Genomic DNA, 24,039 nt, shown 5'->3' with positions numbered 1-24,039 from the left:
GGACGGGCCGGCCGCACGGAAAGGGGCCGGGGATGGATGCCCTGTTCTCACAGTTGTTCGCCGGGCTGAGCCTCGGGTCGGTGCTGCTGCTCGCGGCGCTGGGCCTGGCGCTCACCTTCGGCCAGATGGGCGTCATCAACATGGCGCACGGCGAGCTCATGATGGCCGGCGCCTACACCGCGTACGTGGTGCAGGGAGTCGTCGGCGACGCGGGGGTGTCGCTGCTGGTCTCGCTTGTCATCGGGTTCCTGGTGGGCGGGCTGATCGGGCTGCTGCTCGAGGTCACGCTGCTGTCCCGGATGCACCGTCGCCCCCTCGACACGCTGCTCGTCACCTGGGGCGTCGCGCTGGTGCTCCAGCAGCTCGCGCGGGATGTGTTCGGGGCGCCGAACGTCGATGTGCGGGCGCCGCAGTGGCTGTCGGGCGCCGTGCAGGTGTTCGGGATCGGTATGCCCAAGACCCGGCTGTTCATCCTGCTGGTTGCCATCGTCTGCGTGACGGCGCTCGCGCTGGTGCTGCGGCTCACACCGCTGGGCCGCCAGATCCGCGCCACCGTGCAGAACCGCGACCTCGCCGAGACCACGGGCATCTCCACCCGGGCCACCGACCGGCTGACGTTCTTCATCGGCTCAGGTGTCGCAGGCGTCGCGGGAGTCACCCTCACCCTGCTCGGGTCCATCGGCCCGACGCTCGGCACCGCCTACATCGTCGACGCGTTCCTCGTGGTCGTCGCCGGGGGCATCGGGCAGCTCAAGGGCACCGTGATCGCCGCCTTCGCGCTGGGCCTGTTGCAGGCGAGCATCGAGTACTCGACCACCACGAGCATCGCGAAGGTGCTCGTCTTCGTGGCGATCGTCGCGTTCCTGCAGGCCAGGCCCCAGGGATTGGTCGCCATGCGGACCCGGAGCCTGGCATGAGCGCGCAGCTGGCCACCGCCCGGGAGCGCCTGCTCGCCGGCGGCAGGGCGCGCACCCTCGGTGGTTTCGGCATCGCCGCAGTGCTGCTGTTCGGCGTCGCGCCCGCCGCGCTCTCCGACTTCCGGCTCAACCTGCTGGCGAAGTTCCTGTGCCTGGCCATGGTCGCCGTCGGCATCGGGCTGGCCTGGGGGCGCGGCGGGATGCTCACCCTCGGCCAGGGCGTGTACTTCGGCCTGGGCGGGTACCTCATGGCCATGCACCTCAAGCTCGCCGACGCCGGGCCGGGCGGGGTGCCGGACTTCATGCTCCTGTACGGCGACGGCACGGTGCCGGGCTGGTGGGAGCCGTTCCGCAGTCCTGTGGTGACGATCCTCGCGATCGTCGTGGTCCCGGTGCTCGTGGCCACGGGCCTCGGGTGGGCGGTGTTCAGCCGCCGGGTGCGCGGGGCATACTTCGCGATCCTCTCCCAGGCGCTCGCCGCGGCGTTCGCGATCCTGCTCATCGGGCAGCAGAAGGTCACCGGCGGCACCAACGGGCTCAACGGGTTCCGCTCGTTCTTCGGCTTCGACCTCGCCGACCCGGTCAACAAGCGGATGCTGTTCTTCATCGCCGCGGGGACGCTGCTGGTGATGGTGGCCGTGGTGCGGAGGCTCATGGTGTCGAGGTTCGGCGAGCTGCTCGTCGCGGTGCGCGATCAGGAGAACCGCGTCCGGTTCCTCGGCTACGACCCCGCGAAGGTCAAAGTCGTCGCCTACGCGGTGGCCGCCGCGTTCGCCGGCATCGGCGGGGCGCTGTTCGTGCCCATCGTCGGGATCATCTCCCCGGCGGACGTCGGCGTGGTGCCGTCCATCGCGTTCCTCGTGGGTGTCGCCATCGGCGGCCGGGCCACGCTGCTGGGCCCGGTGCTCGGCGCCATCGCGGTGTCGTGGGCGCAGACCAGCCTGTCGGAGTCCTTCCCGTCGATGTGGATCTACTTCCAGGGCGCGCTGTTCATCCTGGTCGTGGCGTTCCTGCCCGGCGGGCTCGCATCCCTCGGCGCGGTGTGGCGACGGCGCCGAGCCGGGGCCGAGGAGTCAGGGCCAGCCACTCCGCCCGAGCCGACTCCGCCCGATCCCACTCCGCCCGACGACGCCGTGCCGGCCGCGCCCGGCGACGCGACCACCGCACCCGCCACCTCCGACTCATCTGCGGCGACCGCCGGGAGGCTGCCATGACCGACACCGACACGACGGAGCCCGAGGGCACAGACCAGCGCTTCCGGCACGACTACCTGGAGGTCCGTGGCCTGCGGGTGGAGTTCGACGGGTTCGTGGCGGTGGGCGGCGTGGACCTCACGGTGACCCCGGGCGACCTGCGGTTCCTCATCGGGCCCAACGGCGCCGGGAAGACGACGATCGTCGACGCGCTCACGGGGTTGGCGCCCGCCACGGGGTCCGCGCAGTTCGGCGGGGTCGAGCTGGTCGGGAACAAGGTGCACCGCATCGCGCGGTCGGGGGTGGGGCGCACCTTCCAGACCGCCAGCGTCTTCGACGAGCTCACCGTGCTGCAGAACCTCGACATCGCGGCGGGCTCCCGCCGGGGGCCGGGGACTCTGCAGCGGAAGCGGTCGGGGACGCCGCCTGCCGTCGAGGAGGCGCTGGAGACGATCGGGCTGGCCGGCGCGCGGGACCGGCTCGCCGGGGTGCTCGCGCACGGGCAGAAGCAGTGGCTGGAGATCGGGATGCTGCTGGTGCAGGATGCGCGGCTGCTGCTGCTCGACGAGCCGGTGGCGGGCATGAGCCATGCCGAACGCGAGGAGACCGGGCAGCTCCTGCGGCGCATCGGCGCCGAGCGGACCGTTGTGGTCGTCGAGCACGACATGGAGTTCCTGCGCAGCTTCGCCTCGTCCGTCACCGTGCTGCATCAGGGCAGGGTGCTGAGCGAGGGATCGGTGGCGCATGTGCAGGCTGACCCGCGTGTCGTCGAGGTGTACCTCGGCAGCGGGTCGCGAGGGCGCGCCGTCGGCGCCGGGACGGGGTCATGATGCTCGAGCTCTCCGAGGTGCACGTCGGGTACGGGCGGACATCCGTGGTCCATGGCGTCAGCCTCACGGTGCCGGCCGGTGGCGTCGTGGCGGTCATGGGCCACAACGGCGCGGGGAAGACGACGCTGCTGCGCGCCGCCGTGGGGCTGCTCCGGCCGCAGTCCGGAGCAGTGCGGCTCGACGGGCAGGACGTCACCCGGCTGCGGCCGCATCAGCGGGTGCGCCGCGGGCTGGCGTACGTGGCGCAGGGCCAGCAGGCCTTCGGGCAGCTCACCGCCCGGGAGAACCTGCAGCTCGTCGCCGACGCCCAGCCGCGTGGGGTTGGCGCGGCCCGCACCGACGAGGCCCTCGACCTGTTCCCGGCGCTGCGCGGGCTGCTGGGCCGTCGCGCGGGGCTGCTGTCGGGCGGGCAGCGCCAGCAGCTCGCGATCGCGAGGGCGCTCATCACCGGCCCCCGGGTGCTGCTGCTCGACGAGCCGACCGAGGGCATCCAGCCGTCGGTGGTCGCCGAGATCGAAGACGCCGTGCTGGCGCTGACGAGGGCTGGCGACCTCGCGGTGCTCCTGGTCGAGCAGCACGTGGGCTTCGCCCTCTCAGCCGCCGCGCGCTACGTGGTGCTCGAGTCTGGCCGGGTACGCGACGAGGGGACCGGAGGCGCGGAGAAGGAGGAGCAAGTCCGGGCCGCGATGGCGCTGTGACATGGGTGGGACAGCGGGCGCTCAGCCGGTGGAGGCCGAGCAGGCAGGTTCGCGGGCGTTGCGCGACGTCATCTACGAGCGGTTGCGGGACGAGATCCTCGGCGGTCGTGTCCCCGTGCGTGAGCGGCTCACCGAGCCGAAGCTCGGCAAGGCGTTCGGCGTGTCCCGCACCCCGGTGCGGGAGGCGCTCGCGCGGCTGCTGGCGGACGGCCTGGTCGAGCGCACCGACTACGGCTACGCGGTGGTGGTGCCGAGCCTCGCCGACCTGCGGGACCTCTACGAGCTGCGCATCACGTTGGAGCTGCGGGGCATCGCACGCGCCATCGAGAACCCGGACGTCCGCCACGCCGAGGGGCTGCTGCGCGACGAGCTCGCCCGGTGGCTGCCGCTGCGGGACGACCCGCCCGAGCCGACGCCCGGCTTCGTGCTGTTGGACGAGCGGTTCCACGTCACCTTGTCCCGGGCCTCCGGCAACGACCAGCTCACCGCTGCGCTCGTCGCGGTGAACCACAAGATCCGCGTGGTGCGCATGCACGACTTCGTGGAGCCCGACCGGATCACGGCGACGGTGGTCGAGCACATCGAGATCCTGGAACTGGTGCTGCACCGCCGGCTCGAGGAGGCGCTCACAGCGCTGCACCGCCACGTGGGCGAGTCCTTGGAGGTGGTCATGGACCGGGCCAGCACGGCGATGACGCGGATGGCGCTCGCGGGCTGAGGTCGAGTGTCGGAAGCCCCGGCACGTGCTCATCGCAGGAACAGCCGGGAGGCTTGCTCCTCGGCGTCGGCGTAGGTCCGGGCTGCCGTCTGCAACGCGGCGGTGATGTGGTCCAGCGCCTGTTCGACGCGGACCTGCGTGGCGCCCCACTCCGTCATGACGCCCGCGAACGCGGTCGCCGCGCCCCCGCGCCAGGCGCCCTGCAGCTCGGTGAGCTGTCGCTGCATCGCCGCGACCTCCGCGCGGACCGCTGCGGTGCGGGCCTGCACGGCAGCTGCCGCCTGCCCGACCTGGGCGCTATCGACCTCGTACCTGCTCATGGCGTCCTCCTCCTGTGATGGAGCGAGGGACGTTACGCAGAGTGTGCGCAGCACCACGGCGCCGTGTCGCCGGCCGTGGCCGGGCGCGGGCCGACGCGGGCTGTGGGTGGGCGCATGACCGGGCAGGCTCCGCGGTCAGTGCGTGAGCGCGGTCAGCTCCCGGTCGATCCGCTGCCGTTCGGCGGCGAGGTTCTGCCGCGCGGGTTCCTCCCAGACGGCGCCGAGCGGGCTGGTGAAGAGCTGCGGCCGGTCCAGTAGCCGCCCGATGATGGCCACTCGGGCGCGCAGGTAGTCCTCCACCGGCAGGTGCGCGTACTCGGCGCGAATCTCCTGCAGGTAGGCCTTGTACCGCTGCGGCTCGGCGGCCAGCATCGCCAGGTCGGCGTCGCACAGCACTGCCCCGTCGAAGTCGCCCGGCTCCGCGTGGTGGTGGGCCAGCGCGTTCACGAGCTCATGGACGCGCCGCGCCGCACGCTCCGGCACACCCAGCGAGAGCAGCTCGTCGAGCGCCAGCCGTGCGCTGCCCGGCTCATCCTCGCCGCCCTTGTTCGCGTAGGCGGCGGCCTCCGCGGCGTCGAACTTCGCCCCGTGGTACCAGGCCGCCAGCCGCACCAGGTCGGGCTCGTGGGTCTCCTCCGCGAGCTCGTCGACATGCGCCAGCACATCGATCAGGTGCCGCAGGTTGTGATAGCGGCGCCCGGGGGAGGACCAGCGGAGGATGAGCGACTCGGCGACCTCCCGGATCTGACCGGGCGGGGCGGTGGCGCCAGCCTCGACGGCGCTGCGGACGTACGCCGACTTCAACCACTGTGGTGCGTCATAGACGCCCATGAGACAGCCCTCACGTGTCGCTCTCGTGCTCGGACGGGCCATCGTAGCCCTCAGCGCGCCGAAGGCTCCCAGTCCGCTGACATCTGCTGCGGGGCACTCTCGACGGCTGCCGCCAGCGGCAGGCTGACCTGCACCGTCGTCCCTCCGCCCGGCGTCTGGGATATCGCGACCTCGCCCTGGTGCGCCGACACGATGGCCGCGACGATGGCCATCCCGAGGCCTGCGCCGCCCGCGCCCCCGGCGCCGGCGGACCCCCGGACACGGCTCGCGTCGACCCGGTAGAAGCGCTCGAACACCCGCGCGGCGTGCTCGGGGTCGATCCCGGGGCCGTGGTCGCGCACCGTGAGCACGGCGGCGCCGTCCTGCGCGGCCACGCCGATCTCGACGGGGCTGCCTGCCGGGGTGTGCTGCACCACGTTCCCCACGAGGTTCGCCAACACCTGCCGCAGCCGCGGCTCGTCGCCGAGCACGGGGCACGGGCCGCCGTCGGGCTCCAGGCGCAGCGGGCGGCTCGGGTCGAGCGCGTGCAGGTCGCTGAGCGCGTCGCCGACCAGCACCATGAGGTCGACCTCGTCGGCGCGCATCGGGCGCCCATCGTCCATCCGGGCCAGGGTCAGCAGGTCCTCGACGAGCGCCCCCATCCGGGTGGCCGACTGCTCGATGCGGCGCATGGTGTCGTCCACCTGCTCCGGCTCCTTGAGCGCGCCCATCCGGTACAGCTCGCTGTAGCCGCGGATCGCCGCGGGCGGGGTGCGCAGTTCATGTGACGCGTCCGCCACGAACCGCCGCATCCGGTGCTCCGAGGCGGTCCGGGAGGCGAACGCCTGCTCGATCTGCGTCAGCATCCCGTTGAGCGACGCGCCGAGCCGCCCGACCTCGGTGCTCTCCGGGGCCGCGGGCACGCGCTGGGACAGGTCGCCGGCGGCGATGGCCGCGGCAGTGGACTCGATGTGGCGCAACGGCCGCAGCGAGCGCCGCACGGCCCAGCCGCCCACGAGGGCCCCGAGCGCGACGATGCCGACGCCGCTGAGCGCCAGCACGAGCACGATGCGGCGCACGGTGCTCTCGAGGTCGGCCAGGGGCAGGCTGACCGCCGCGGTCAGGGAGTATCCCGTCACGGTCTGGAACGGGATCACGACAGTGCGCCACGACGACCCCGCCCGCGAGCTGCCGACGGTGAACGGCTCGCCGTCGGCCGCCAGGGCCTGGTCGACGGTCATCGACGGGATCCGGGGCGTGCCGTACTCGGCGTAGGTGGCCTCACGGCCCAGGTCGACGCTTGTGCCGTCCAGGAGCGTGACCACCACCGAGTAGTCGCTGGGGAGCACCGAGCGGTCGGAGCGCACCGAGCCGCCCCCGAACAGCTGGTCGAGCTTGTCCTGCGCGAGCTCCTCGGCCTGCCGGGCCAGCTGCCGGTCGACCTGCCCCACGAGGTGGCGCTGGGCCAACACCGCGGTGGTGGTCCCCGCGACCGCCAGGCCCGCCGCGAGCAGCACCGTGATCAGCGCGACGAGCCGGGTCCGAAGCGGCGTCCTGGACCACCACGTGCGTGCCGCGCTCATGTCCCGGTCGGTTGGCGCAGCATGTAGCCGACCCCGCGCTTGGTGTGGATCAGAGGGGTCACGGGGGCGCCGTCGGCGGTCTTGACCTGGTCGATCTTGCGCCGCAGGTAGGAGATGTAGGACTCGACGATGTTCGCCTCGCCGCCCCAGTCGTACTGCCAGACGTGGTCGAGGATCTGCTGCTTGGACAGCACCCGCCCGGGGTTGAGCATCAGGTAGCGCAGCAGCTTGAACTCGGTGGGCGACAGGTCGATGAAGTGCCCGGCGCGGCGCACCTCGTGGCTGTCCTCGTCGAGCTCGAGGTCGGCGTACTGCAGCAGGTTGCCCTCGAGCAGCTCGGACGGGCTGGTGCGGCGCAGGATGGCGCGGATGCGCGCGACGACCTCTTCGAGGCTGAACGGCTTGGTCACGTAGTCGTCGCCGCCGACCGTCAGGCCTTGGACCTTGTCGGCGGTGTCGTCACGGGCCGTGAGGAACAGGACGGGGACGTGCTGGCCCTTCTCGCGCAGCCGTCTGGTCACGGTGAAGCCGTCCATGTCGGGCAGCATCACGTCGAGCACCACGAGGTCGGGGTCGACGAGGCGCGCGAGGCGCAGCGCGCTGGCGCCGTCTGCGGCCGAGTGGACCTCGAAGCCGCTGAAGCGCAGGGACGTGGCGAGCAGTTCGCGGATGTTGGGCTCGTCATCCACGACCAAGAGCCGAGCCTCGGGCTCAACGGGCGCACCGGTCATGACCCCAGTGTGCGCGCAGACCCTGGAAGTCTCCTGAGGGCGCGCTCAGTGGCAGGTCACGGACGTGCCGTCGACGCCGGCGGGGGAGTAGTTTCCTCACCGTGATCCCCGAGTCCCCGCTCCCCGTCGTGACTGTCCTGCAGAGCTCCCCGGATGTGGGCCTCGACCGGTTGGCCGACTGGCTGCCCGGGGTGCGGGTGCGGCTGGTCCGGGCCGACGAGGGCGAACCGGTCCCGGTGGGCGCCGCCGAGGCCGGCGACGGGCTGGTCGTCCTGGGCGGCCCGATGTCCGCCTACGACGACGCGCGGGCCCCGTGGCTGCCCGCCACGCGCGCGCTGCTCTCGGCCTGCGTCGACGCGCAGACCCCCACGCTGGGCATCTGCCTGGGCGCCCAGCTCCTGGCGGTGGCGCGCGGCGGGCGTGTGCAGGTGGGCGCGCCGCCCGGGCTGGAGCACGGTGTGATCGACGTGCGGTGGCGCCCGGACGCGACCGGCGACCCGCTGGTGGGCCGCCTCGCGGGCCTGGGCCAGGCACGGCGGAGCACCCCGATGCCGAGCTGGCACGCGGATGCCGTCGTGGAGCTCCCGGCCGGCTCGGTGTGGCTCGCGGCGTCCGCCACGTACCCCTACCAGGCGTTCCGCACCGGATCGGCGTGGGGCCTGCAGTTCCATCCCGAGGCGGGCGCGGAGACGTTGGCGGTGTGGGCCGCGGAGGACGGGATCGCCCCCGAGGTCGTGGTCGAGGCGTTCATGGCGCAGGAGCGCGAGATCACCATGGGCGGCCAGGCGATCGGCGCGGCATTCGCCGACCTCGTTCGACTGCGCGCCGGGCTGCACGAGGCCGAGCTGGCCCGCGTCCTCGCCCCGGACATGCCAGTGGGGTGAGCGCGCCCGCGCCCACCCCACCCCGCATTCACCTCTGGGGGCATCCGCCCCTCGGGAGTCTCAGCGCTCGATCTCCGGCGTCACAGCCGTGGACTCGATCGCCGTCGCGTTCGACGAGCCCGACTTGAGGGCGGCCAGGCGCGCCTCGACCTCGAGTTCCTCGCCTGACGCCTCCAGCTCGGCGAACTGCGCGTCGAGGGACGACGCGGCCAGCTCGGCCTGCCCCATCGCGAGGGCCTCCTGGCGGCGGACCTTCTCCTCGAAGCGCGCGATCTCGCTCGTCGGGTCGAGCACGTTGATCGAGCCGATCGCGGACTGCACCTGCTGCTGCGCCTGGGCCGACTTCTGCCGGGCCACGAGCGTGTCGCGACGCTGCTTGAGCTGGCCGAGCTTGTCCTTCATCTGCGCGAGGCCGCTCTTGAGCTTCTCCACCGTCTCGCGCTGCGAGGCGATCATCGGCTCGGCCTGCTTGACCTCGCCCTCGGCGGCGATCTGCTTCTGGATCGCGACCTTGGCGAGGTTGTCGAACTTGTCGGCGCTCGCCGTGTCGCCCTGCGCGCGGTACTGGTCGGCCCGCGTCGACGCGGCGATGGCCTTGCCGCCCCACTCGCGCGCGGCGGCGACGTCCGCGTTGTAGTCCTGCTCGGCGAGGCGCAGGTTGCCGATGGTCTGGGCGATGGCCTTCTCGGCGTCGGCGATCGAGTTGGTGTAGTCGCGCACCAGCTGGTCCAGCATCTTCTGCGGGTCCTCGGCGCTGTCGATCAGCGCGTTGATGTTGGCCTTGGCCAGCTGGGTGATGCGGCCGAAGACGCTCTGCTTCTCGGTCATGGGTGCTGCCTCTCAGTCGTCAGGACGTGCCAGATGATGGGGTGGGTGCCGGTGTGGGGGCGCGCTCGGCGCACGGGTTCAGGTGCGCGTCAGAAGCCGCGCGCAGCACGCCGAGCGCTTCGCGGCGGTTCCGCTCCTCCGCGGCCTCCACGTCCGCGCGGGCGCGCCACTGGGCGTCCGCCGCGAAGCGCTCGGCGTGCTGCGCCGCCGCGAGGGCCGACGTCGGGTCGGAGTCACGCTGGTCGAGGGCCTGCCGGTACAGCCGCTGCGCCTCCGCGAGGCTCGTGCGGGCCTCGGGGCCCACGGCGCCGCGCCGCGTCTCGACGAAGTCGGTGGTGGCGCGGATCTGCGAGTCGAGCCGCCCGAGCACGTCGCGCAGCAGCGCGGACGACCGACGGGCCTGCTCCTCGGCCTCGCGCATCGGCGCCAGGGCCGCGTCCAGTGCGGCCTCCGCCGAGGTGATGTCCCGCAGTGCGGCGAGCGGGTCGCCGCCCTGCTGGGCGGCGCGGGCCTGGTCGATGGCGTGGCGCGCGTCGGTGACGCGCGCGGTGACGTCGGCGCGGTCCGGGGCCAGGCGCGCCGCGTCGGAGATGTCCGAGGAGATGGACGCGATGGCCTGCTGCAGGCGCCCGGACGCGGCGGCCAGGTCCTCGCCGGCCCGGTCGACGGCGTCGAGCAGGGTCCTGACCTGGCCCAGCGCGTTCTCGGCGGCGCGTGCGAACCCGACGGCCCGGCCGCGGTCGTCCTGGTCGAGCGCGGCCCGGCCCTGCTCGATGGTGGAGCGGACGTCCGCGAGCAGCGCCACGGCCTGGTCGGGGTTCGCCGCCACCGAGGCCAGCGCCTCCGGCGGATAGGACTGGCTGAGCGCGGCCAGCGTCGCGCGGGCCGGGTCGACGCGCGCGGCCAGGGCGTCCGCCGCCGCCGACTCGTCCGCGAGCATCTGGGGCGCCCGGGCCTGCAGGTCCCGCAGCTCGTCGAACTTGTCCTGCTGGGCGTCCAGCGCCTGCGCCGCCTGGTGGCAGATGGTGAGGATGTGGATCGCGGCGGCCCGCACCTGCGGCTCGGCCTCGCGGGTGCTGTCGTCAAGCTGCTGGCGCGCGCGGAAGGCCTCGTTGACCTGCGTCTTCGCGGTGGCGAGCACCTGTGTGAACTCGCGGGTGGCCTCCGGCCCGAACTGCGCCTCGGCGAAGCCGAGCTCCTGCTCCGAGGTGCGCAGCGCGTCGTCGAGCTGCACCAGCGCCGTGCTCGCACGGCTGCGCAGCTCCTCGGTGGGGAGCCGCTCCAGGCCGCTGGGCGCCCCCGCGCCGACGGGCGCCGGGCGCTTGCGGCGGCTCATCGTGGTCCACACCAGGATCCCGACGATGACCACAAGCCCGATCAGGAGGAACGTGAGGAACCCGCTGCCGGAGGACCCCTCCGACGAGCCGTCGCCCGCCGGCTGCCCGCCGCCCGCGCCGCCGCCGGCGGCCGCGGCCTCGATCTCCTGGGCGGCGGTGATCGCCGCGCCGGCCCAGTTGTCGCCGGAGAGCTCGTCCTCGATCGCGGCGGCGATGTCGTCGAGCTGGGACGAGCTCAGATCGGGCACGTCCGCCGGGGACAGCCAGTACCGGCGGTCGTCGACGGCCACGGCGAGCATCAGATCGTCGGAGCCGAGACCGGACATCGCGCGGGTCTCGGCGGACCACGACTCGGGTGAGGCCCCGCTGAACGTCGAGACGTACACGACGTACAACTGGTACCGCGTCGCGCCGGACAACTCGTCGAGCGCGGCCTGCACCTCCGCGGTGTCGCCGCCCAGGGCGCCCACCTCGTCGGTGACCTCACCGGAGACCGACAGCGGGTCCGCGGCCGTCGCGGCAGAGGCCGGGACGAGCACCGCGAGCAATCCGAAGGCGAGCGCGGCGAGCGCGGCCCAGCCTCTGCGAGCACGCGCACGTGCGGTGCTCGGTTCCGCGCTTCGTCGGTGCACCAGGCAATCCTCTCCCTCGGTCATACAGGGTGCAACGACGGGCGCTGCCTGCGGGTTCCCGGCCGAGCCCGCCGTGGGGAGCCCTGTGGGACGTGCGCGACATAGGTGGGTGGGGGGAGCGTGACTGCGCGGCTGGGCGGGCCGCGCACGACGACGTGCCCGGAATGCCAGGGCACGTCGTCGTGGTGAGAGCGGTGTGTCAGAGGCGCGACACGCCCGCGATCCGGCGGCGGGCCACCGTCAGCGCCGTGCCGACCGCTATCAGCGCCAGTGCTGTGAGCACCCCGGACGAGGCGGGGGACCCCGTCGCGGGCAGGGTGGCGAGACTCGGTGCGCCGGCAGCGGCGACGGTTCCTCCCGCGGCCAGGGTGATGGGCACCTCGGCCCAGACGCCGCTCGTGCCACCGATCGCGCGCACGTGGTGGGCGCCCGCAGGCGCGGTGGCCGGCAGGACAGCGGTGAGCGTGGCCACGCCGTCCGCCCCAGCGAACGCGGTGCCGAGGAAGATCGGGTCCGAGTGCAGGTAGAACACCACGAGCTCGCCGGGCGTGTACCCGCCCGCAGTCACGGTGACGGACGAGGATCCGGCCGCTGTCGCGGCGCGCACGGTGCCGTGTGGCGTGCTGCTTGCCAGCGGGGGCGCCGTGGCTGACGCGACGGTGAGGACCGTCGTCGACGCTGCCGCCAGATGCCCGTCGTACGCCGCCGTCTGGATGGCCACGGTGTACGCGCCCGGCGCCAGTCCGGGGACCGTCACGATGAGGTCACCGGTGGCGGGCATGGGGACGGTGGCCACCAGCACGCCGTCGACCAGGACGGAGGCGTGGGCGGGCCGAGCTCCCGTGGTGGTCATGCCGGCAGAGAGGGTGGTCGGCACGCCGACCGCGGATGCGAGCGACGCGGGCGCCGACAACACCGGCGATGGGGGCGGTGACACGCAGGGGGGCGGTGACGCCACCGAAGCCGCGGAACGAGGCGTACACGACGTAGTCGCCGGCCGGAATCGGACCGGTCACCATGGTGACCGTGCCGTCGACGACCGCACCGCTGGCGTGGGCGGTCGGATCGTCGTCCCAGCCTGCGCCGACGGGGACCACGTTGACGTCTGCGACGCCGACCGGCGCGGTGCCATCAGAGACAGTCACGGTGAGACGCGCCGTCAGAGAGCCCGCCGCCATCGTCGTCGGGGCGTCGAGCGTCACGGCGTAGGTGGGGAGAGTCGGTGGCACGACGATGGGGTCCGCCACCATGATCGACCTCAACAGGCTGGAGGCGCCGGCGAAGTCCGCGTCGCCTCGGTACACCGCCTGCACGGTGAGGGACATCAACGGGACGCCGGGAAGGGTGGACGCCGTCGTCACCAGCGTCGCTGCGCCCGTGCCGTCCAGTGACGCGGCGCCGCGCAGCTGGGGCCCAGGGCTCGGCTGGTTCATGACCACGGGAGTGACGAAGAACTCGACGACTCCCGTGGGGAGGCCGGACTCCCCATTGGGGGTGACGGCGGCGGTGAGTGTCACCTCGGCGCCGCTCACCACTGATGTCGCGCTGACGGTGAGATCGACGGTGACGGGAATCGGCTCCGATGGGGTCGCCGCCGCTGGCGCGATGGCGCCCGCGGCGAAGAGGAGCGGTGCGACGACTGCGACGGCCAGCAGCCGTACGGGTCGGCGCGTGGATCGGGGGGAGCGCATGTTCAGCCTTTCGAAGGTGCCGGCTGCTGGACGGCAGCCGCTTCCCCGCCTATCGGCTGTAAGCGCTTTCGCAATCTGGGTCGTCACCCGAATGTGATGCCGCAGGTGTGAGATTCACCCCCCCGTCGAGGGAGCGCCCGGCCTCAGTCGTCTCGGGCCGTGGCACGTCCCGTGGTGTCGCCGTCGCCGGGCTCGCCCTCGCTCGCCCCTGCAGACAGGCCGAGGTCCTCCGCGTCGACGATCGTGTACGCGTAACCCTGCTCCGCGAGGAACCGCTGGCGGTGCGCCGCGAAGTCCTGGTCGACGGTGTCGCGGGCGACCACGGCGTAGAAGTGCGCGGTGCGGCCGTCGCCCTTGGGCCGCAGCAGCCGGCCGAGGCGCTGGGCCTCCTCCTGGCGGGAGCCGAAGGACCCGGAGACCTGGATGGCGACGGACGCCTCGGGTAGGTCGATCGAGAAGTTCGCGACCTTCGACACCACGAGCTTGGTGATCTCCCCGGAGCGGAACGCGTCGAAGAGCCGCTGCCGCTCGGGGACGGTGGTGGCGCCGGTGATGACGTCCGCGCCGATGTGCTCGCCGAGCTCCTCGAGCTGGTCGAGGTACTGGCCGATCACCAGCGTCGGCTCGCCCTCGTGCTTCGCCACGAGCTGCTCGACGACGGTGTTCTTGCCGGGGGCGCTCGCCGCGAGGCGGTACTTGTCCTCGGGCTCGGCGGTGGCGTAGAGCATCCGGTCGCGCTCAGGGAGCGTCAGCCGCACCTCGACGCAGTCGGCGGGGGCGATGTAGCCCTGCTGCTCGATGTCCTTCCAGGGCGCGTCGTACCGCTTCGGCCCGATCAGCGAGAACACCTCGTCCTCGCGGCCGTCCTCGCGCACCAGCGTGGCCGTGAGGCCCAGGCGGCGGCGGGCCTGCAGGTCGGCGGTCATGCGGAAGATCGGCGCGGGCAGCAGGTGCACCTCGTCGTAGACCACCAGGCCCCAGTCGCGGGCGTCGAGCAGCTCGAGGTGCGTGTAGACGCCCTTCCGCTTGGTGGTGAGCACCTGGTAGGTGGCGATGGTGACGGGGCGGACCTCCTTGCGGGAGCCCGAGTACTCGCCGATCTCGTCCTCGGTGAGCGTGGTGCGCTTGATCAGCTCGTCGCGCCACTGGCGGGCGCTGACGGTGTTGGTCACCAGGATCAGCGTGGTGGTCTGCGAACGGGCCATCGCGGCCGCGCCGACGAGCGTCTTGCCGGCGCCGCAGGGCAGCACCACGACCCCTGAGCCGCCGTGCCAGAAGCCGTCGACAGCCTGCTCCTGGTAGGGGCGCAGCGACCAGCCGTCCTGCTGGAGCCCGATGGCGTGCGCCTCCCCGTCCACGTAGCCCGCCAGGTCCTCGGCGGGCCAGCCGAGCTTGAGCAGCACCTGCTTGAGGTGCCCGCGCTCGCTGGGGTGCACCACGACGTCGGTGTCGTCCAGGCGCTGCCCGACGAGGCCGGCGGTGCGCTTCGAGCGCAGCACCTCGGCCATCACCGCGCGGTCCAGGGAGTGCAGCACCAGGCCGTGCACCGGGTCCTGCACGAGCTGCAGACGGCCGTAGCGGGACATCGTCTCGGCGATGTCGATGAGCAGGGCGTGGGGGACCGGGTACCGCGAGTACTCCAGCAGCACGGAGACGACCTGCTCGGCGTCATGGCCCGCGGCGCGCGCGTTCCACAGGCCCAGCGGCGTCAGCCGATAGGTGTGCATGTGCTCGGGCGCGCGCTCCAACTCGGCGAACGGGGCAATCGCGCGGCGGCACTCCGCAGCCTGCTCGTGGTCGATCTCCAGCAGCAGGGTCTTGTCGCTCTGCACGATCAGGGGGCCGTTCGTCATGCGGTGCCTTCCGGTAGATCACGGGTCCGGGCATGTCTGCGAACGCCGCGAGCGGCGTGGTTTGTTCCGGGCAGGCCGGAGTGTGAGGTCATCGACAACGCCATCGACAGGTCGCTCAGACGGGCGTGGCCGAGGCGATGCGGTGCACGGCGACCGTCAGCTCGGCGTCGCGGGCCTCGTCACGCACCCGCACCCTGCCGCCCTCGACGTGCACCGGGCGCACGCGGCGGCGTTGGTGGACGCCGTGCGGGCCGACCATCTCGAGCCAGACCTCGCGGCCCTGCGCCGCGGCCTCGCGCAGCACGCTGAGCGCCGAGACGGGGTTCGCGAGGGCGGGCTCGCGGCGCCGCTCCTCGCCCGAGGCGGCGTCGGATCCCTCCCGCTCGGCCTCGCGGAGCGTCGGGACCAGCTGCGCGACCAGCCCGGCGCGCTCCTGCGACGTGAGGGTGTCCGGGCGCCGTGACGGCGCGGCGCCGATCTTGTGGGGGGCGTTGCGCCGGACGTTGCGCACACGGCGCACCTGCGGCTCGGGGTGCAGCACCTGGCCGCCGGGGCCCTCCGCGAGCGGGGCGAGCCCGTGCTCGCGGAGCACCGCCAGCAGCTCGCGCGGGGACGCCACCGAGCCCAGCACGGTGGGCGCGAGGCGCATCAGGCCCAGCTCGGCCAGCGCCGGGTTGTCCACGAGCCCGGCCAGCAGCGCCGGGTCGTCGGCCCGCAGGTAGCTCGCCGCGTACCCGGCGCGCAGCTGCCCGTGCCGCCGGCCCGCGTCCCGGATCATGTACTCGAGCGGCTGCGGGATGCCGCCTCGGGCGTGCGCGGCCAGCCCGGCCAGCAGGTCGTCGGCGGTGCCGCCCACATCGAGGGCCGCGCGGATGGACTCCGGGGTGAAGCGGACGGTGAGCGCCGCGCCTCGGGACTCGATCACCCCCGACCGCTCGAGCAGCGCCGCCAGCTCGGGAGTCGGGCGCCCGGGCACGATGCCGGTGAGGTCGCCCTGGAGCAGCAGGTCGGAGACGGGCTCGGGCAGGGCCGTGGCCAGCGCGGCCTCCGGGGTGATCCCCGGCTCCGCGTCGGTGGGCAGGGCATGCGCCGAGCGGTCCACCTCCTCGAGGAGCGCGCGCCCGGCGGGGGACAGGGCGCCGGCGCCGAGCACGCCGAGCATCCCCGCCTCGTGCAGGGTCGCGGCCACGGCGGCCTCGGGCGGCACTGACCGTGGTGTGCGCCAGCGCAGCAGCTCCAGCACGGCCTCGGTGCGCAGCACGGTGCCCGGCGGCACCTCGGCGAGCGCGGTGAGCACGGCGTGGCGCACGCGGGGCGCCCACGGCCGGGACAGCTCCGGGTCGAGCGCGGCGCGGACGCCACCGCGCTCGTCGCGGCCGCCCACCATCCACGGCGTGCGGACGGTGGTCGCCCACGCCCGGGCCAGGGTCGCCCACCGGGACGGCAGGTCGTCGTTGAGCCACTCGTCCACGGCCAGCGTCGGCGCGAACGCCGGGCTCTCCTCCTCGTCCTCCGCGATGAGGCCTGCGGCGGCGGCCAGCTCGACGACGAATGCGGCCTCGGAGTCCTCGACCTCCAACGTGGCGGCCACGCGGCGCAGCTCGCGCCCCCCCAGGCCGCCGGACCGCAGCACCGGCGCCGGCGTCTGCTCCCACGTCCGCACCAGCAGCGCGACGAGCCGTACGAAGCGCTCGGCCGCCGCAGCGGACTCCGCCGCGACAAGGGCCTCCGCATGGGCCACGCCCGTGGGGGCGGGCTCCGGGGGAGTCGCGGGGGCGCGGTGCGTGCGACCGCCGCGCAGGGCCAGCGCCACAGCACGTGGCAGCACCACATGGCGCGCGTCGCCCGGCACCAGCAGGCGGCGCTCGAGCAGCCAGTCCACGGCCGCTGCGGCGGGACTGCCCGCGGGCGGGCCGATGCCCACCGGGGGTCCCCAGGTCAGCGCGTCGAGCACCGAGCGGGCGGCGGCGGGAGCGTCGTCGAGCACGCCGAGGTCCACCGGCGGCTCCTGGGTGGCTGTCGCCGGCGCCAGGCCGGCCGGGTACGGGCCGAGCAGCTCGGCGAGCCCGGGGGCCGGGTGCACGCCGTCCTCATCGGTCCAGACCAGCGCGAGCTCATGGGCGCGGTCCAGGGCGCGGTCCAGGCGGTCGCGGGGCGCGCGCTGGGCGCCGACGGCCGCCGCCACGTCGTCGCGCCGCGCGGAGCCGCCGCCGTCGGTCAGCGCGACCAGCGCCTCCAGGGCCTGCAGGACCGAGGCGTCGACGGTCGCGAGGGCGCGTTCCAGGCTGGTGCGGCTCGACGCGCGCGCCGCGAGCGACGAGAGGGTCGAGGGCGAAGGGGCCGCCAGGTCAGGGCGCTGCAGCAGCAGGGCGACGAGCTCGTCGTCGCCGCGGGCGCGCAGGTGCTCCGTGAACGTGACCATCCCTCCCACGATACGTGTCGGATGGCCCTCCTACCCTGCGACGACGTCCTGGCGCCGCTGGCAGCCCCCGGATTCGCGGCGTCAGCGTGGGCGCAGGTCAGCCGCTGGATCCGCCAGCGTTCCGCGAACCCGACGCGCAACGGATGCAGGTGCGCGCCGCGGGCCGCGCCTCCAGCCGGGCGGGCGCGATCGGATCACCGCAGACCTCGCAGCGGCCATAGCCGCCCGACTCCAGCCGGCCCAGCGCGGCGTCGATCTCCGCGACCTGGTCGAGCGCGGCGCGTGCGAGGGCATCCGCCTGGGCCCGCTCGAAGGCGAGGGTGGAGCCCTCCGGGTCGTGCTCGTCGTCGGTGGCCGTGTCCCGCTGGGCGTCGAACAGGCCGGCCAGGTCGCCCCGCAGCGACACCAGCCGTCCCACGGCGTCGAGCCGGAGTTGCTCCAGGAGCTCCCGCGCCCGGGCCGGGTCGACCTCCGCGGCGCCCTCGTGCGGAGCCTCGTGCGCGGCCTCGTCCCCCATCCCGGCCACGATACGTCGACGGCGCGCCGGGATGCCGTCCGGACCCGACGCGGACGCCTCGGCGCGCGACGAGGGCGCGAGGGTCCCAACAGGTAGCATTGGCCAGTATTCATCCATCGAACACCAGGGGTTGCGGTGCCCACCGGCAAGGTCAAGTGGTTCGACACCGAGCGCGGATTCGGATTCATCGCCAGCGACGAGGGCGACGAGGTCTTCCTGCACGCCTCGGCGCTGCCCGCGGGCGCAGCGGCTCCCAAGCCGGGCGCCAAGGTCGAGTTCGGCGTGGCTGACGGGCGACGCGGCCCGCAGGCACTGTCCGTGAAGGTCCTCGACCCGGTGCCGTCCGTCGCGAAGGCGCAGCGCAAGCCGGCCGACGACATGGCCGTCATCATCGAGGACCTCATCAAGCTGCTCGACGGTGTCGGCAACGGCCTGCGCCGTGGCCGCTACCCCGAGAAGGGCGGGGCGACCAAGGTCGCCGCTGTGCTGCGCGCCGTCGCCGACGACCTCGAGGCGTGAGGATGGCCACCGCGACGAAGGACGCCGTCCTCAGCTCCGAGGCGACGGTCGAGCTGGCCCGCGCCGCCGCGGTCGAGCTCGCCGAGCACCCGGAGGACGTCGGCGCGTACCTGGGCGCCGTCGTCGAGAGCGAACGGCTCGTCTCCCACCGGTTCGCCAGCGCCGCGAAGGGCTACCGGGGCTGGGCCTGGACGGTCACCGTCGCCCGGATCCCGCGCTCCCGCACCGCCACGGTGTGCGAGGCCGTGCTGCTCCCCGGCGATGACGCGATCCTCGCCCCCGAGTGGGTGCCGTGGTCCGAGCGGCTGCGCCCGGGCGACATCGGCCCCGGCGACGTGCTCCCCTTCCGCGCCGACGACCCGCGCCTCGAGCCCGGCTGGACGCCCACAGGCGACCCCGAGGTCGACGAGGTCGCCATCGACGAGCTCGCGCCCGCCCGCGCCCGTGTGCTGTCCCCGCAGGGCCTCGACGAGGTCGCGGAGCGCTGGTACCGCGGCTCGCAGGGCCCCCCCGCCGCCGGCGCCGTCACGGCCGCCGCCGCGTGCGTCGCCTGCGCGTTCCTCATCCCGTTGCAGGGCTCCCTGGGCCGCCTCTTCGGCGTCTGCGCGAACGAGTGGTCCCCCGACGACGGGCGCGTGGTGAGCCTCGACCACGGCTGCGGCGCGCACTCCGAGACGGACGTCGAGCCGCATGCGTCCGACTGGCCCGCCCCCGACCCGGGCATCGACGAGATGCAGGTGGAGGTGGTCCGCACGGCCGCCGACGCGGACGTGGCCGACGAGGCCACGGCAGAGGTCGCCGTGCCCGAGATCGTGTCGGATGAGCCTGCTGCCCACGAGCCCGCAGCCGTCGACGTGGTCGCTGTCGAGGTCGTCGCCGCCGAGGTCGTCGCGGATGAGCCTGCCGCCGACGAGCCAGCCACCGACGAGGGCGACGACACGCTGAGCCCGGACTGGTGACCTCGGACGCCTTCGACACGGCGGCGTTGCGCGCTGCCGTGCTGGAGGCGTGGCGGGCCTCCCCGGCCCGGCTCCGCGAGGACGCCAACACCGAGGAGGACCACGCCCGCGGGTATTACCGCGACCGGGTGCTCGTCGAGCTCGCGCAGAACGCGTCAGACGCCGCCACGCGCGCAGGCGTGCCGGGCAGGCTGCTACTGCGGCTCGCCACCACGCAAGACGGCGCCGTGCTCGTCGCCGCGAACACCGGCGCGCCGCTGGACGCCGCGGGGGTGGCGTCGCTCGCGTCGATGCGCGCCTCGGCGAAGCGCGACGCGCAGGCGGGACGGGGTCCCGCGGCTCCCGGGGTCGTCGGCCGGTTCGGGGTGGGGTTCGCCGCGGTGCGCTCGGTCGCCGACGAGGTCTCGGTGCTGTCGACCACGGGCGGGGTGAGGTTCTCCCTCGCGGACACCCGTGAGCTGCTGGCCGAGGCCACCGCCGACCTGCCCGATCTCGCGGACGAGGTGCGCCGCCGGGACGGCTCGCTGCCCGCGCTGCGGCTGCCGCTGCCCGCCGAGGGGACCCCGCCGACCGGCTATGACACCGCCGTGGTGCTCGAGCTGCGCGACGAGGTGGCCACCGACGAGGTGCGGGCCCTGCTCGCCGCCGTGGGCGACCCGCTGCTGCTGGCGCTTCCGGGCCTGGTGGAGATCGTCATCGAGGACGACGGCGCCGATCAGCCGGTGCGCCGCATCGCGCAGGTGGGCGAGCGGTGGCATGTGGCCTCGGCGCAGGGCGAGTTGGATCTCGCGCTGCTCGCCGACCGTCCCGTCGAGGAACGCGACGCACGCGCGTGGCGGGTCACCTGGGCGGTGCCCGTCGCCGGCTCGGGGGCTGCCTGGGAGCGCGTGGTGCACGCCCCCACGCCCACCGATGAGCCGTGCACCGCGCCCGCGCTGCTGGTGGCGACCTTCCCGCTCGACCCGGCACGGCGCCACGTGGCCCGGGGGCCGCTCACCGACGCGGTGCTGGACCACGCGGCCGACGTGTACGCGCGGCTCGCGACCACGCTCGCGGACGCCGGAGACGATCCTCTGGCGCTGGTGCCGACGGGGCTGCCGGGTGGCGCCCTGGACGGCGCGCTGCGTGAGCGGCTGGTGGAGCGGCTCGCCCGCACGCCCTTGCTGGCGCCCGCTGCCCGGCCGCTGCCTGGCGCCGCCGGCGACGAGGACGCGGACGTCGGCGGGCTGCTCGAGCCAGGGCGCTCGGTGGCGCTCGCCGGGCCGGCCGGCCGGGACCCCGGCGCTGTGGCGGCGCTGGCCGAGCACGCCTCCGGGCTGGTGCGGCTGGCCCCCGGCTCCGAGGTCGCCGCGCGCACGCTGGGCGTCGAGCTGCGGGACCTGTCCGACCTGGTCGAGGAGCTGCCAGCCGCCGGGGGAGCCGACCCCGGGCGGTGGCGGGACCTGTACGCCGCGCTGGCGCCAGTGGCCTCCGAGCCCGACGTCCGGGAGCAGCTCGGCGCGCTGCCGGTGCCGCTGGCCGACGGCCGGGTGGTGCGCGGCGCACGCGGGCTGGTGCTGCGCGACACGAGTGTGGGCGACGCCGCGCAGGACGTCGCGTTCGAGGTGCTGTCGCGCTGGGGGCTGCGCGTCGTGCACCCCGACGCCGCGCACCCGCTGCTGGAGAGCCTCGGCGCGACGCCGTCCGACGCCGCCGGGCTGCTGGCCCACCCCGCTGTGCGCCAGGCGGTGCTCGACCAGGCCGACGACGACGACCTGCAACTCGCCGACGAGGTGACGGGCGCGGTGTTGACGCTGGTCCGCGCGGCGCTCGACGAGCGGGAGGCCGACCCCGCGCAGGCGCTGCCGGCGGAGGTCTTGGCCTGGCTGGGCCTGCTCACGCTGCCGGCCGCCGACGGCGAGCCCACGCCCGCCCACGGGCTGCTGCTGCCCGGCTCCGACGCGGAACGCCTGCTCGACGCGCGCGTGCTCGCAGCCGTGGAGGTCGCCACCCTGGAGCGGTGGGGCGCCGACGTGCTGGTCGCCGCAGGCGTGCGCGACGACCTGGTGACAGTGCGGGTGGGCGACGTCGTCGTGGACGTCGACGCGCTCGACCTCGACGCGGACGGCGCCGACCAGCTCGTGGCGCAGTCCCTCGACGGCTGGGAGGACTACGTCGCCGAGCTCGCCCGCGTGCTCGGGACGGGCTCCTACGTGGCCGAGGTCGACGCGGTGGCGGACCTCGACGCCGTGGCCGACGACGCGTGGCCGCAGGTGCTGACGCGCATCGCCAGCGTCCCGCGCCTGCGGTCGGCGCTGCTCGACCCGGTGCGGGCCGAGGGGGTCGCCCGCACGGCGCCCTCGTACACCGCATGGTGGCTGCGCACGAGGTCCGGGCTCGGCCTGGGCCGCCCGTTCGCCCCCGCCGACGCCGACGAGGCGGCCCGGGAGCTGCTGCCGGCCGCCCCCGACGTCGTGGCCGGCCTCGACTCCGAGGTGCAGCGCGCGCTGGGCGGGGTCAGCGACCTGCACGGTCTGGACGCCGCCGCCTGGGGCGTGCTGCTCGACGGCCTGGGGGACGCGGGCACACCCGTCGACCTGGCGCTCGCCGTCGGGCTGTGGCGCACCTGGGCGTGGATTGCGCGGCATGCCCCGCAGGATGGTCCGGGGGAGGGCGTCGACCTGCTGCCCGCGTTGGTCTCCGCCGAGCAGGCGCAGGTCGCGGAGACCGACGACATGGCGGTGGCCGACGCCCCGATGTGGCTGCAGCGCACCGACCTCGCCGCGCTGATCCCCGTGCCGGCACTGCTTCCCGGGCAGCAGGAGGGCTCGGACCGCTCGACGGCCGAGGCGCTGGCCGCGCTGCTCGACCTTCCGCTGGCCTCCGACCTGGCCCCGGGCCGGGTGGAGGCGGCTGCCGAGGACGACGCGGACGACGCGCCTGACGACGCCGGAGCCGAGGACGACGGCGGCCCGGTGCGGGTTCCCACCCCGCCGGAGGTCCTGGCGTTGCTGCCCGGCGCCCCGGCGACCTGGATCGAGCACGACGTGCTGCGGGTCGACGGCGTGCCCGTCGACTGGTGGGTCGAGGGCGCGGGCGAGTCCGCCGTGGTGCACGCGACCCAGCTCGCCGGGCTGGCGCGGGCCCTCGGGCAGGCCGCCGGGCGGTTCTGGGCGCGGCATGTGGTGGAGACCGTGCTCACCGACCCCGATCGGCTCCCCGAGTTGCGGGTCGAGGCCGCCCTGGACCCCGACCTCCAGGCGCGTGGATGACGGCTCCGCCGCCGCCTGAGCACGGCACGCCTGATCCCGCCACACCCGAGCCCGGCGCCGCGCGGGTGGCGAAGCTGTCCTCCGGCGCGGTGCTCGCCGGTGTATTGGCGCCCAGCCTGGTCTTCGAGATCGGGCTCGGTGCGATCCTGCCGGTGGTCGCGCTGGCCGCCTCGGACCTGGGCGCGAGCCTGGCGGGCGCGAGCGTGCTGGTGGCGCTGCTCGGCGTCGGCCAGGTGCTGGGAGACATCCCGGCCGGCGCCCTCGCCGCCCGGGTGGGGGACCGGCGCGCGATGCTCGTCGCCACGATCCTCGCGCTGCTCACGCTCGCCGGATGCGCGCTCGCCCCGAACCTGCTGACCTTCGGCATCGCCGTGCTGGGCACGGGCGCCGCGAGCTCGGTGTTCCACCTGGCCCGGCACTCCTACCTCACCGAGGTCACCCCCGTGGTGAACCGGGCGCGCGCCATGTCGACGCTCGGCGGGGTGAGCCGGATCGGGGCGTTCCTCGGGCCGTTCCTCGGAGCGGCGGTGCTGCACTTCACCGAGTTGCGCGGGGTGTTCTGGCTCGCGGTGGGCACGGCGCTCGCGGCAGGCCTGGTGGTGCTGGTCGTGCCGGACGTCGAGGGCGGCCGCGGGCGCCCGGCCCGCACGGCGGCGCCCCGCGTCTCGACCCGACAAGTGCTGGCGCAGCACTGGAGGGTGTTGGCGACCCTCGGCTCCGCGGTGGTGCTGGTGGGCGCCGTCCGGGCGAGCAAGCAGGTGGTGCTGCCGCTGTGGTCGGAGCACATCGGCCTGTCTCCGACGGCCACGAGCCTCGTCTTCGGCCTGTCGGGCGCCGTGGACATGCTGCTGTTCTACCCGGCGGGCAAGGTCATGGACCGGCGCGGGCGGATGTGGGTGGCGGTGCCGTCGATGCTGGTGCTCGGGCTGAGCATCGCCGTGCTGCCGCTGACCCACAGCCTCGCCAGCCTCGCGGCTGTGGCGATGGTCATGGGCCTGGGCAACGGCATCGGCTCCGGGATCCTCATGACGCTGGGCGCCGACGTGGCGCCGGTGGCCGGCCGGTCGCAGTTCCTGGGGGCGTGGCGGCTGCTGCAGGACTCGGGCGCCGCGGCTGGGCCGTTGGTGGTGTCCGCCGGGGCCGCGCTGGGGAGCCTCGCGGCAGGCATCGCGACGATCGGCGGGCTGGGGCTGCTCGCGGCCGGGGCGCTGGCGCGGTGGGTGCCGCGATGGTCGGTGCACGCGAATGCCACGACGCGCCGGCGCGCCGGGGTGGAGCTGTCCTGGGACGGCGGGGCGGTGCGCTCCCGCGAGGAGCTGCCCTGAGCGCGCTACGCGAGCGAGAGG

General features: G+C 74.4%; 21 protein-coding genes. 10 read left to right on the top strand and 11 right to left on the bottom strand.

The features are described 5' to 3' along the window. The first annotated feature begins 32 nt into the window (after positions 1-32). Genes urtB through BN3788_RS10380 form a run of 5 tightly spaced genes read left to right on the top strand, consistent with a single transcriptional unit; the run spans position 33 to position 4,356 of the window. On the top strand, positions 33-917 hold the full coding sequence (gene urtB, locus BN3788_RS10400; RefSeq protein WP_066585429.1) for an urea ABC transporter permease subunit UrtB: 885 nt from the start codon (positions 33-35) through the stop codon (positions 915-917). After that, positions 914-2,131, top strand: a complete 1,218-nt coding sequence (gene urtC, locus BN3788_RS10395; RefSeq protein ID WP_082812795.1) for an urea ABC transporter permease subunit UrtC — start codon at positions 914-916, stop codon at positions 2,129-2,131. Before urtB ends, urtC begins: the two co-directional genes overlap by 4 nt. Beyond that, on the top strand, positions 2,128-2,940 hold the full coding sequence (urtD, locus tag BN3788_RS10390; protein ID WP_066585427.1) for an urea ABC transporter ATP-binding protein UrtD: 813 nt from the start codon (positions 2,128-2,130) through the stop codon (positions 2,938-2,940). Before urtC ends, urtD begins: the two co-directional genes overlap by 4 nt. Continuing rightward, positions 2,937-3,638 carry an urea ABC transporter ATP-binding subunit UrtE gene (gene urtE, locus BN3788_RS10385; protein WP_234346598.1) on the top strand — a complete coding sequence of 234 codons (702 nt, stop codon included), beginning with the start codon at positions 2,937-2,939 and terminating at the stop codon, positions 3,636-3,638. Before urtD ends, urtE begins: the two co-directional genes overlap by 4 nt. 1 nt (position 3,639) lies before the next feature. Continuing rightward, a complete protein-coding gene (locus BN3788_RS10380) occupies positions 3,640-4,356 on the top strand; it encodes a GntR family transcriptional regulator (RefSeq protein WP_066585420.1) in 717 nt (238 codons plus the stop codon). 29 nt (positions 4,357-4,385) lie between these two features. Here BN3788_RS10380 and BN3788_RS10375 read toward each other — a convergent pair whose 3' ends face one another. From BN3788_RS10375 to BN3788_RS10360, 4 genes are all read right to left on the bottom strand, one after another. Continuing rightward, positions 4,386-4,676, bottom strand: coding sequence for a WXG100 family type VII secretion target (locus BN3788_RS10375; RefSeq protein ID WP_066585417.1), 291 nt, complete (start codon positions 4,674-4,676; stop codon positions 4,386-4,388). 135 nt (positions 4,677-4,811) lie between these two features. Continuing rightward, a complete protein-coding gene (locus BN3788_RS10370; protein WP_066585415.1) occupies positions 4,812-5,507 on the bottom strand; it encodes an HD domain-containing protein in 696 nt (231 codons plus the stop codon). A gap of 50 nt (positions 5,508-5,557) precedes the next feature. After that, positions 5,558-7,069 carry a sensor histidine kinase gene (locus tag BN3788_RS10365; RefSeq protein ID WP_082812794.1) on the bottom strand — a complete coding sequence of 504 codons (1,512 nt, stop codon included), beginning with the start codon at positions 7,067-7,069 and terminating at the stop codon, positions 5,558-5,560. After that, positions 7,066-7,800: a response regulator transcription factor gene (locus BN3788_RS10360; RefSeq protein WP_066585413.1), complete on the bottom strand. Its 735-nt coding sequence runs from the start codon at positions 7,798-7,800 to the stop codon at positions 7,066-7,068. The genes BN3788_RS10365 and BN3788_RS10360 overlap by 4 nt, the downstream gene beginning before the upstream one ends. 101 nt (positions 7,801-7,901) lie before the next feature. Between BN3788_RS10360 and BN3788_RS10355 the strand changes: the two genes are divergently transcribed. Then, entirely contained in the window at positions 7,902-8,684 is a 783-nt protein-coding gene (locus BN3788_RS10355) for a type 1 glutamine amidotransferase (protein ID WP_066585411.1), read from the top strand. Positions 8,685-8,744: 60 nt separating this feature from the next. Here BN3788_RS10355 and BN3788_RS10350 read toward each other — a convergent pair whose 3' ends face one another. From BN3788_RS10350 to BN3788_RS10320, 7 genes are all read right to left on the bottom strand, one after another. Next, entirely contained in the window at positions 8,745-9,512 is a 768-nt protein-coding gene (locus BN3788_RS10350; protein ID WP_066585410.1) for a PspA/IM30 family protein, read from the bottom strand. Between the two features lie 19 nt (positions 9,513-9,531). Continuing rightward, a complete protein-coding gene (locus BN3788_RS10345) occupies positions 9,532-11,481 on the bottom strand; it encodes a TPM domain-containing protein (protein WP_066585408.1) in 1,950 nt (649 codons plus the stop codon). A 199-nt stretch (positions 11,482-11,680) separates the two neighbouring features. Beyond that, positions 11,681-12,262 carry an LPXTG cell wall anchor domain-containing protein gene (locus BN3788_RS10340; protein ID WP_159066884.1) on the bottom strand — a complete coding sequence of 194 codons (582 nt, stop codon included), beginning with the start codon at positions 12,260-12,262 and terminating at the stop codon, positions 11,681-11,683. Further along, a complete protein-coding gene (locus BN3788_RS10335) occupies positions 12,246-13,172 on the bottom strand; it encodes an Ig-like domain-containing protein (RefSeq protein ID WP_066585403.1) in 927 nt (308 codons plus the stop codon). The genes BN3788_RS10340 and BN3788_RS10335 overlap by 17 nt, the downstream gene beginning before the upstream one ends. A 143-nt stretch (positions 13,173-13,315) precedes the next feature. After that, positions 13,316-15,025 carry a DNA repair helicase XPB gene (locus BN3788_RS10330; RefSeq protein WP_082812792.1) on the bottom strand — a complete coding sequence of 570 codons (1,710 nt, stop codon included), beginning with the start codon at positions 15,023-15,025 and terminating at the stop codon, positions 13,316-13,318. 115 nt (positions 15,026-15,140) lie between these two features. Next, positions 15,141-17,447, bottom strand: coding sequence for a helicase-associated domain-containing protein (locus tag BN3788_RS10325; protein WP_066585402.1), 2,307 nt, complete (start codon positions 17,445-17,447; stop codon positions 15,141-15,143). A gap of 97 nt (positions 17,448-17,544) precedes the next feature. Then, complete coding sequence (locus tag BN3788_RS10320; RefSeq protein WP_066585398.1) at positions 17,545-17,964, bottom strand: TraR/DksA family transcriptional regulator; 420 nt, start codon at positions 17,962-17,964, stop codon at positions 17,545-17,547. Positions 17,965-18,099: 135 nt separating this feature from the next. On the opposite strand from BN3788_RS10320, the gene BN3788_RS10315 reads away from it, so the two are divergent. From BN3788_RS10315 to BN3788_RS10300, 4 genes are read left to right on the top strand one after another with little or no spacing between them, the layout of a single operon-like run. Further along, a complete protein-coding gene (locus tag BN3788_RS10315) occupies positions 18,100-18,483 on the top strand; it encodes a cold-shock protein (RefSeq protein ID WP_066585390.1) in 384 nt (127 codons plus the stop codon). Positions 18,484-18,485: 2 nt separating this feature from the next. After that, complete coding sequence (locus BN3788_RS10310) at positions 18,486-19,442, top strand: DUF3027 domain-containing protein (RefSeq protein ID WP_066585386.1); 957 nt, start codon at positions 18,486-18,488, stop codon at positions 19,440-19,442. Further along, positions 19,439-22,693, top strand: coding sequence for a sacsin N-terminal ATP-binding-like domain-containing protein (locus BN3788_RS10305; RefSeq protein ID WP_066585383.1), 3,255 nt, complete (start codon positions 19,439-19,441; stop codon positions 22,691-22,693). Before BN3788_RS10310 ends, BN3788_RS10305 begins: the two co-directional genes overlap by 4 nt. Next, positions 22,690-24,018 carry an MFS transporter gene (locus BN3788_RS10300; protein WP_082812791.1) on the top strand — a complete coding sequence of 443 codons (1,329 nt, stop codon included), beginning with the start codon at positions 22,690-22,692 and terminating at the stop codon, positions 24,016-24,018. Before BN3788_RS10305 ends, BN3788_RS10300 begins: the two co-directional genes overlap by 4 nt. The last annotated feature ends 21 nt before the right edge of the window (positions 24,019-24,039 follow it).

The sequence above is a fragment of the Cellulomonas timonensis genome, from assembly GCF_900046455.1.
Classification (GTDB): Bacteria; Actinomycetota; Actinomycetes; order Actinomycetales; family Cellulomonadaceae; genus Cellulomonas_A; species Cellulomonas_A timonensis.
Note: the sequence above shows the minus strand (reverse complement) of the source record. Positions and strands in the feature narration are given on the sequence as shown.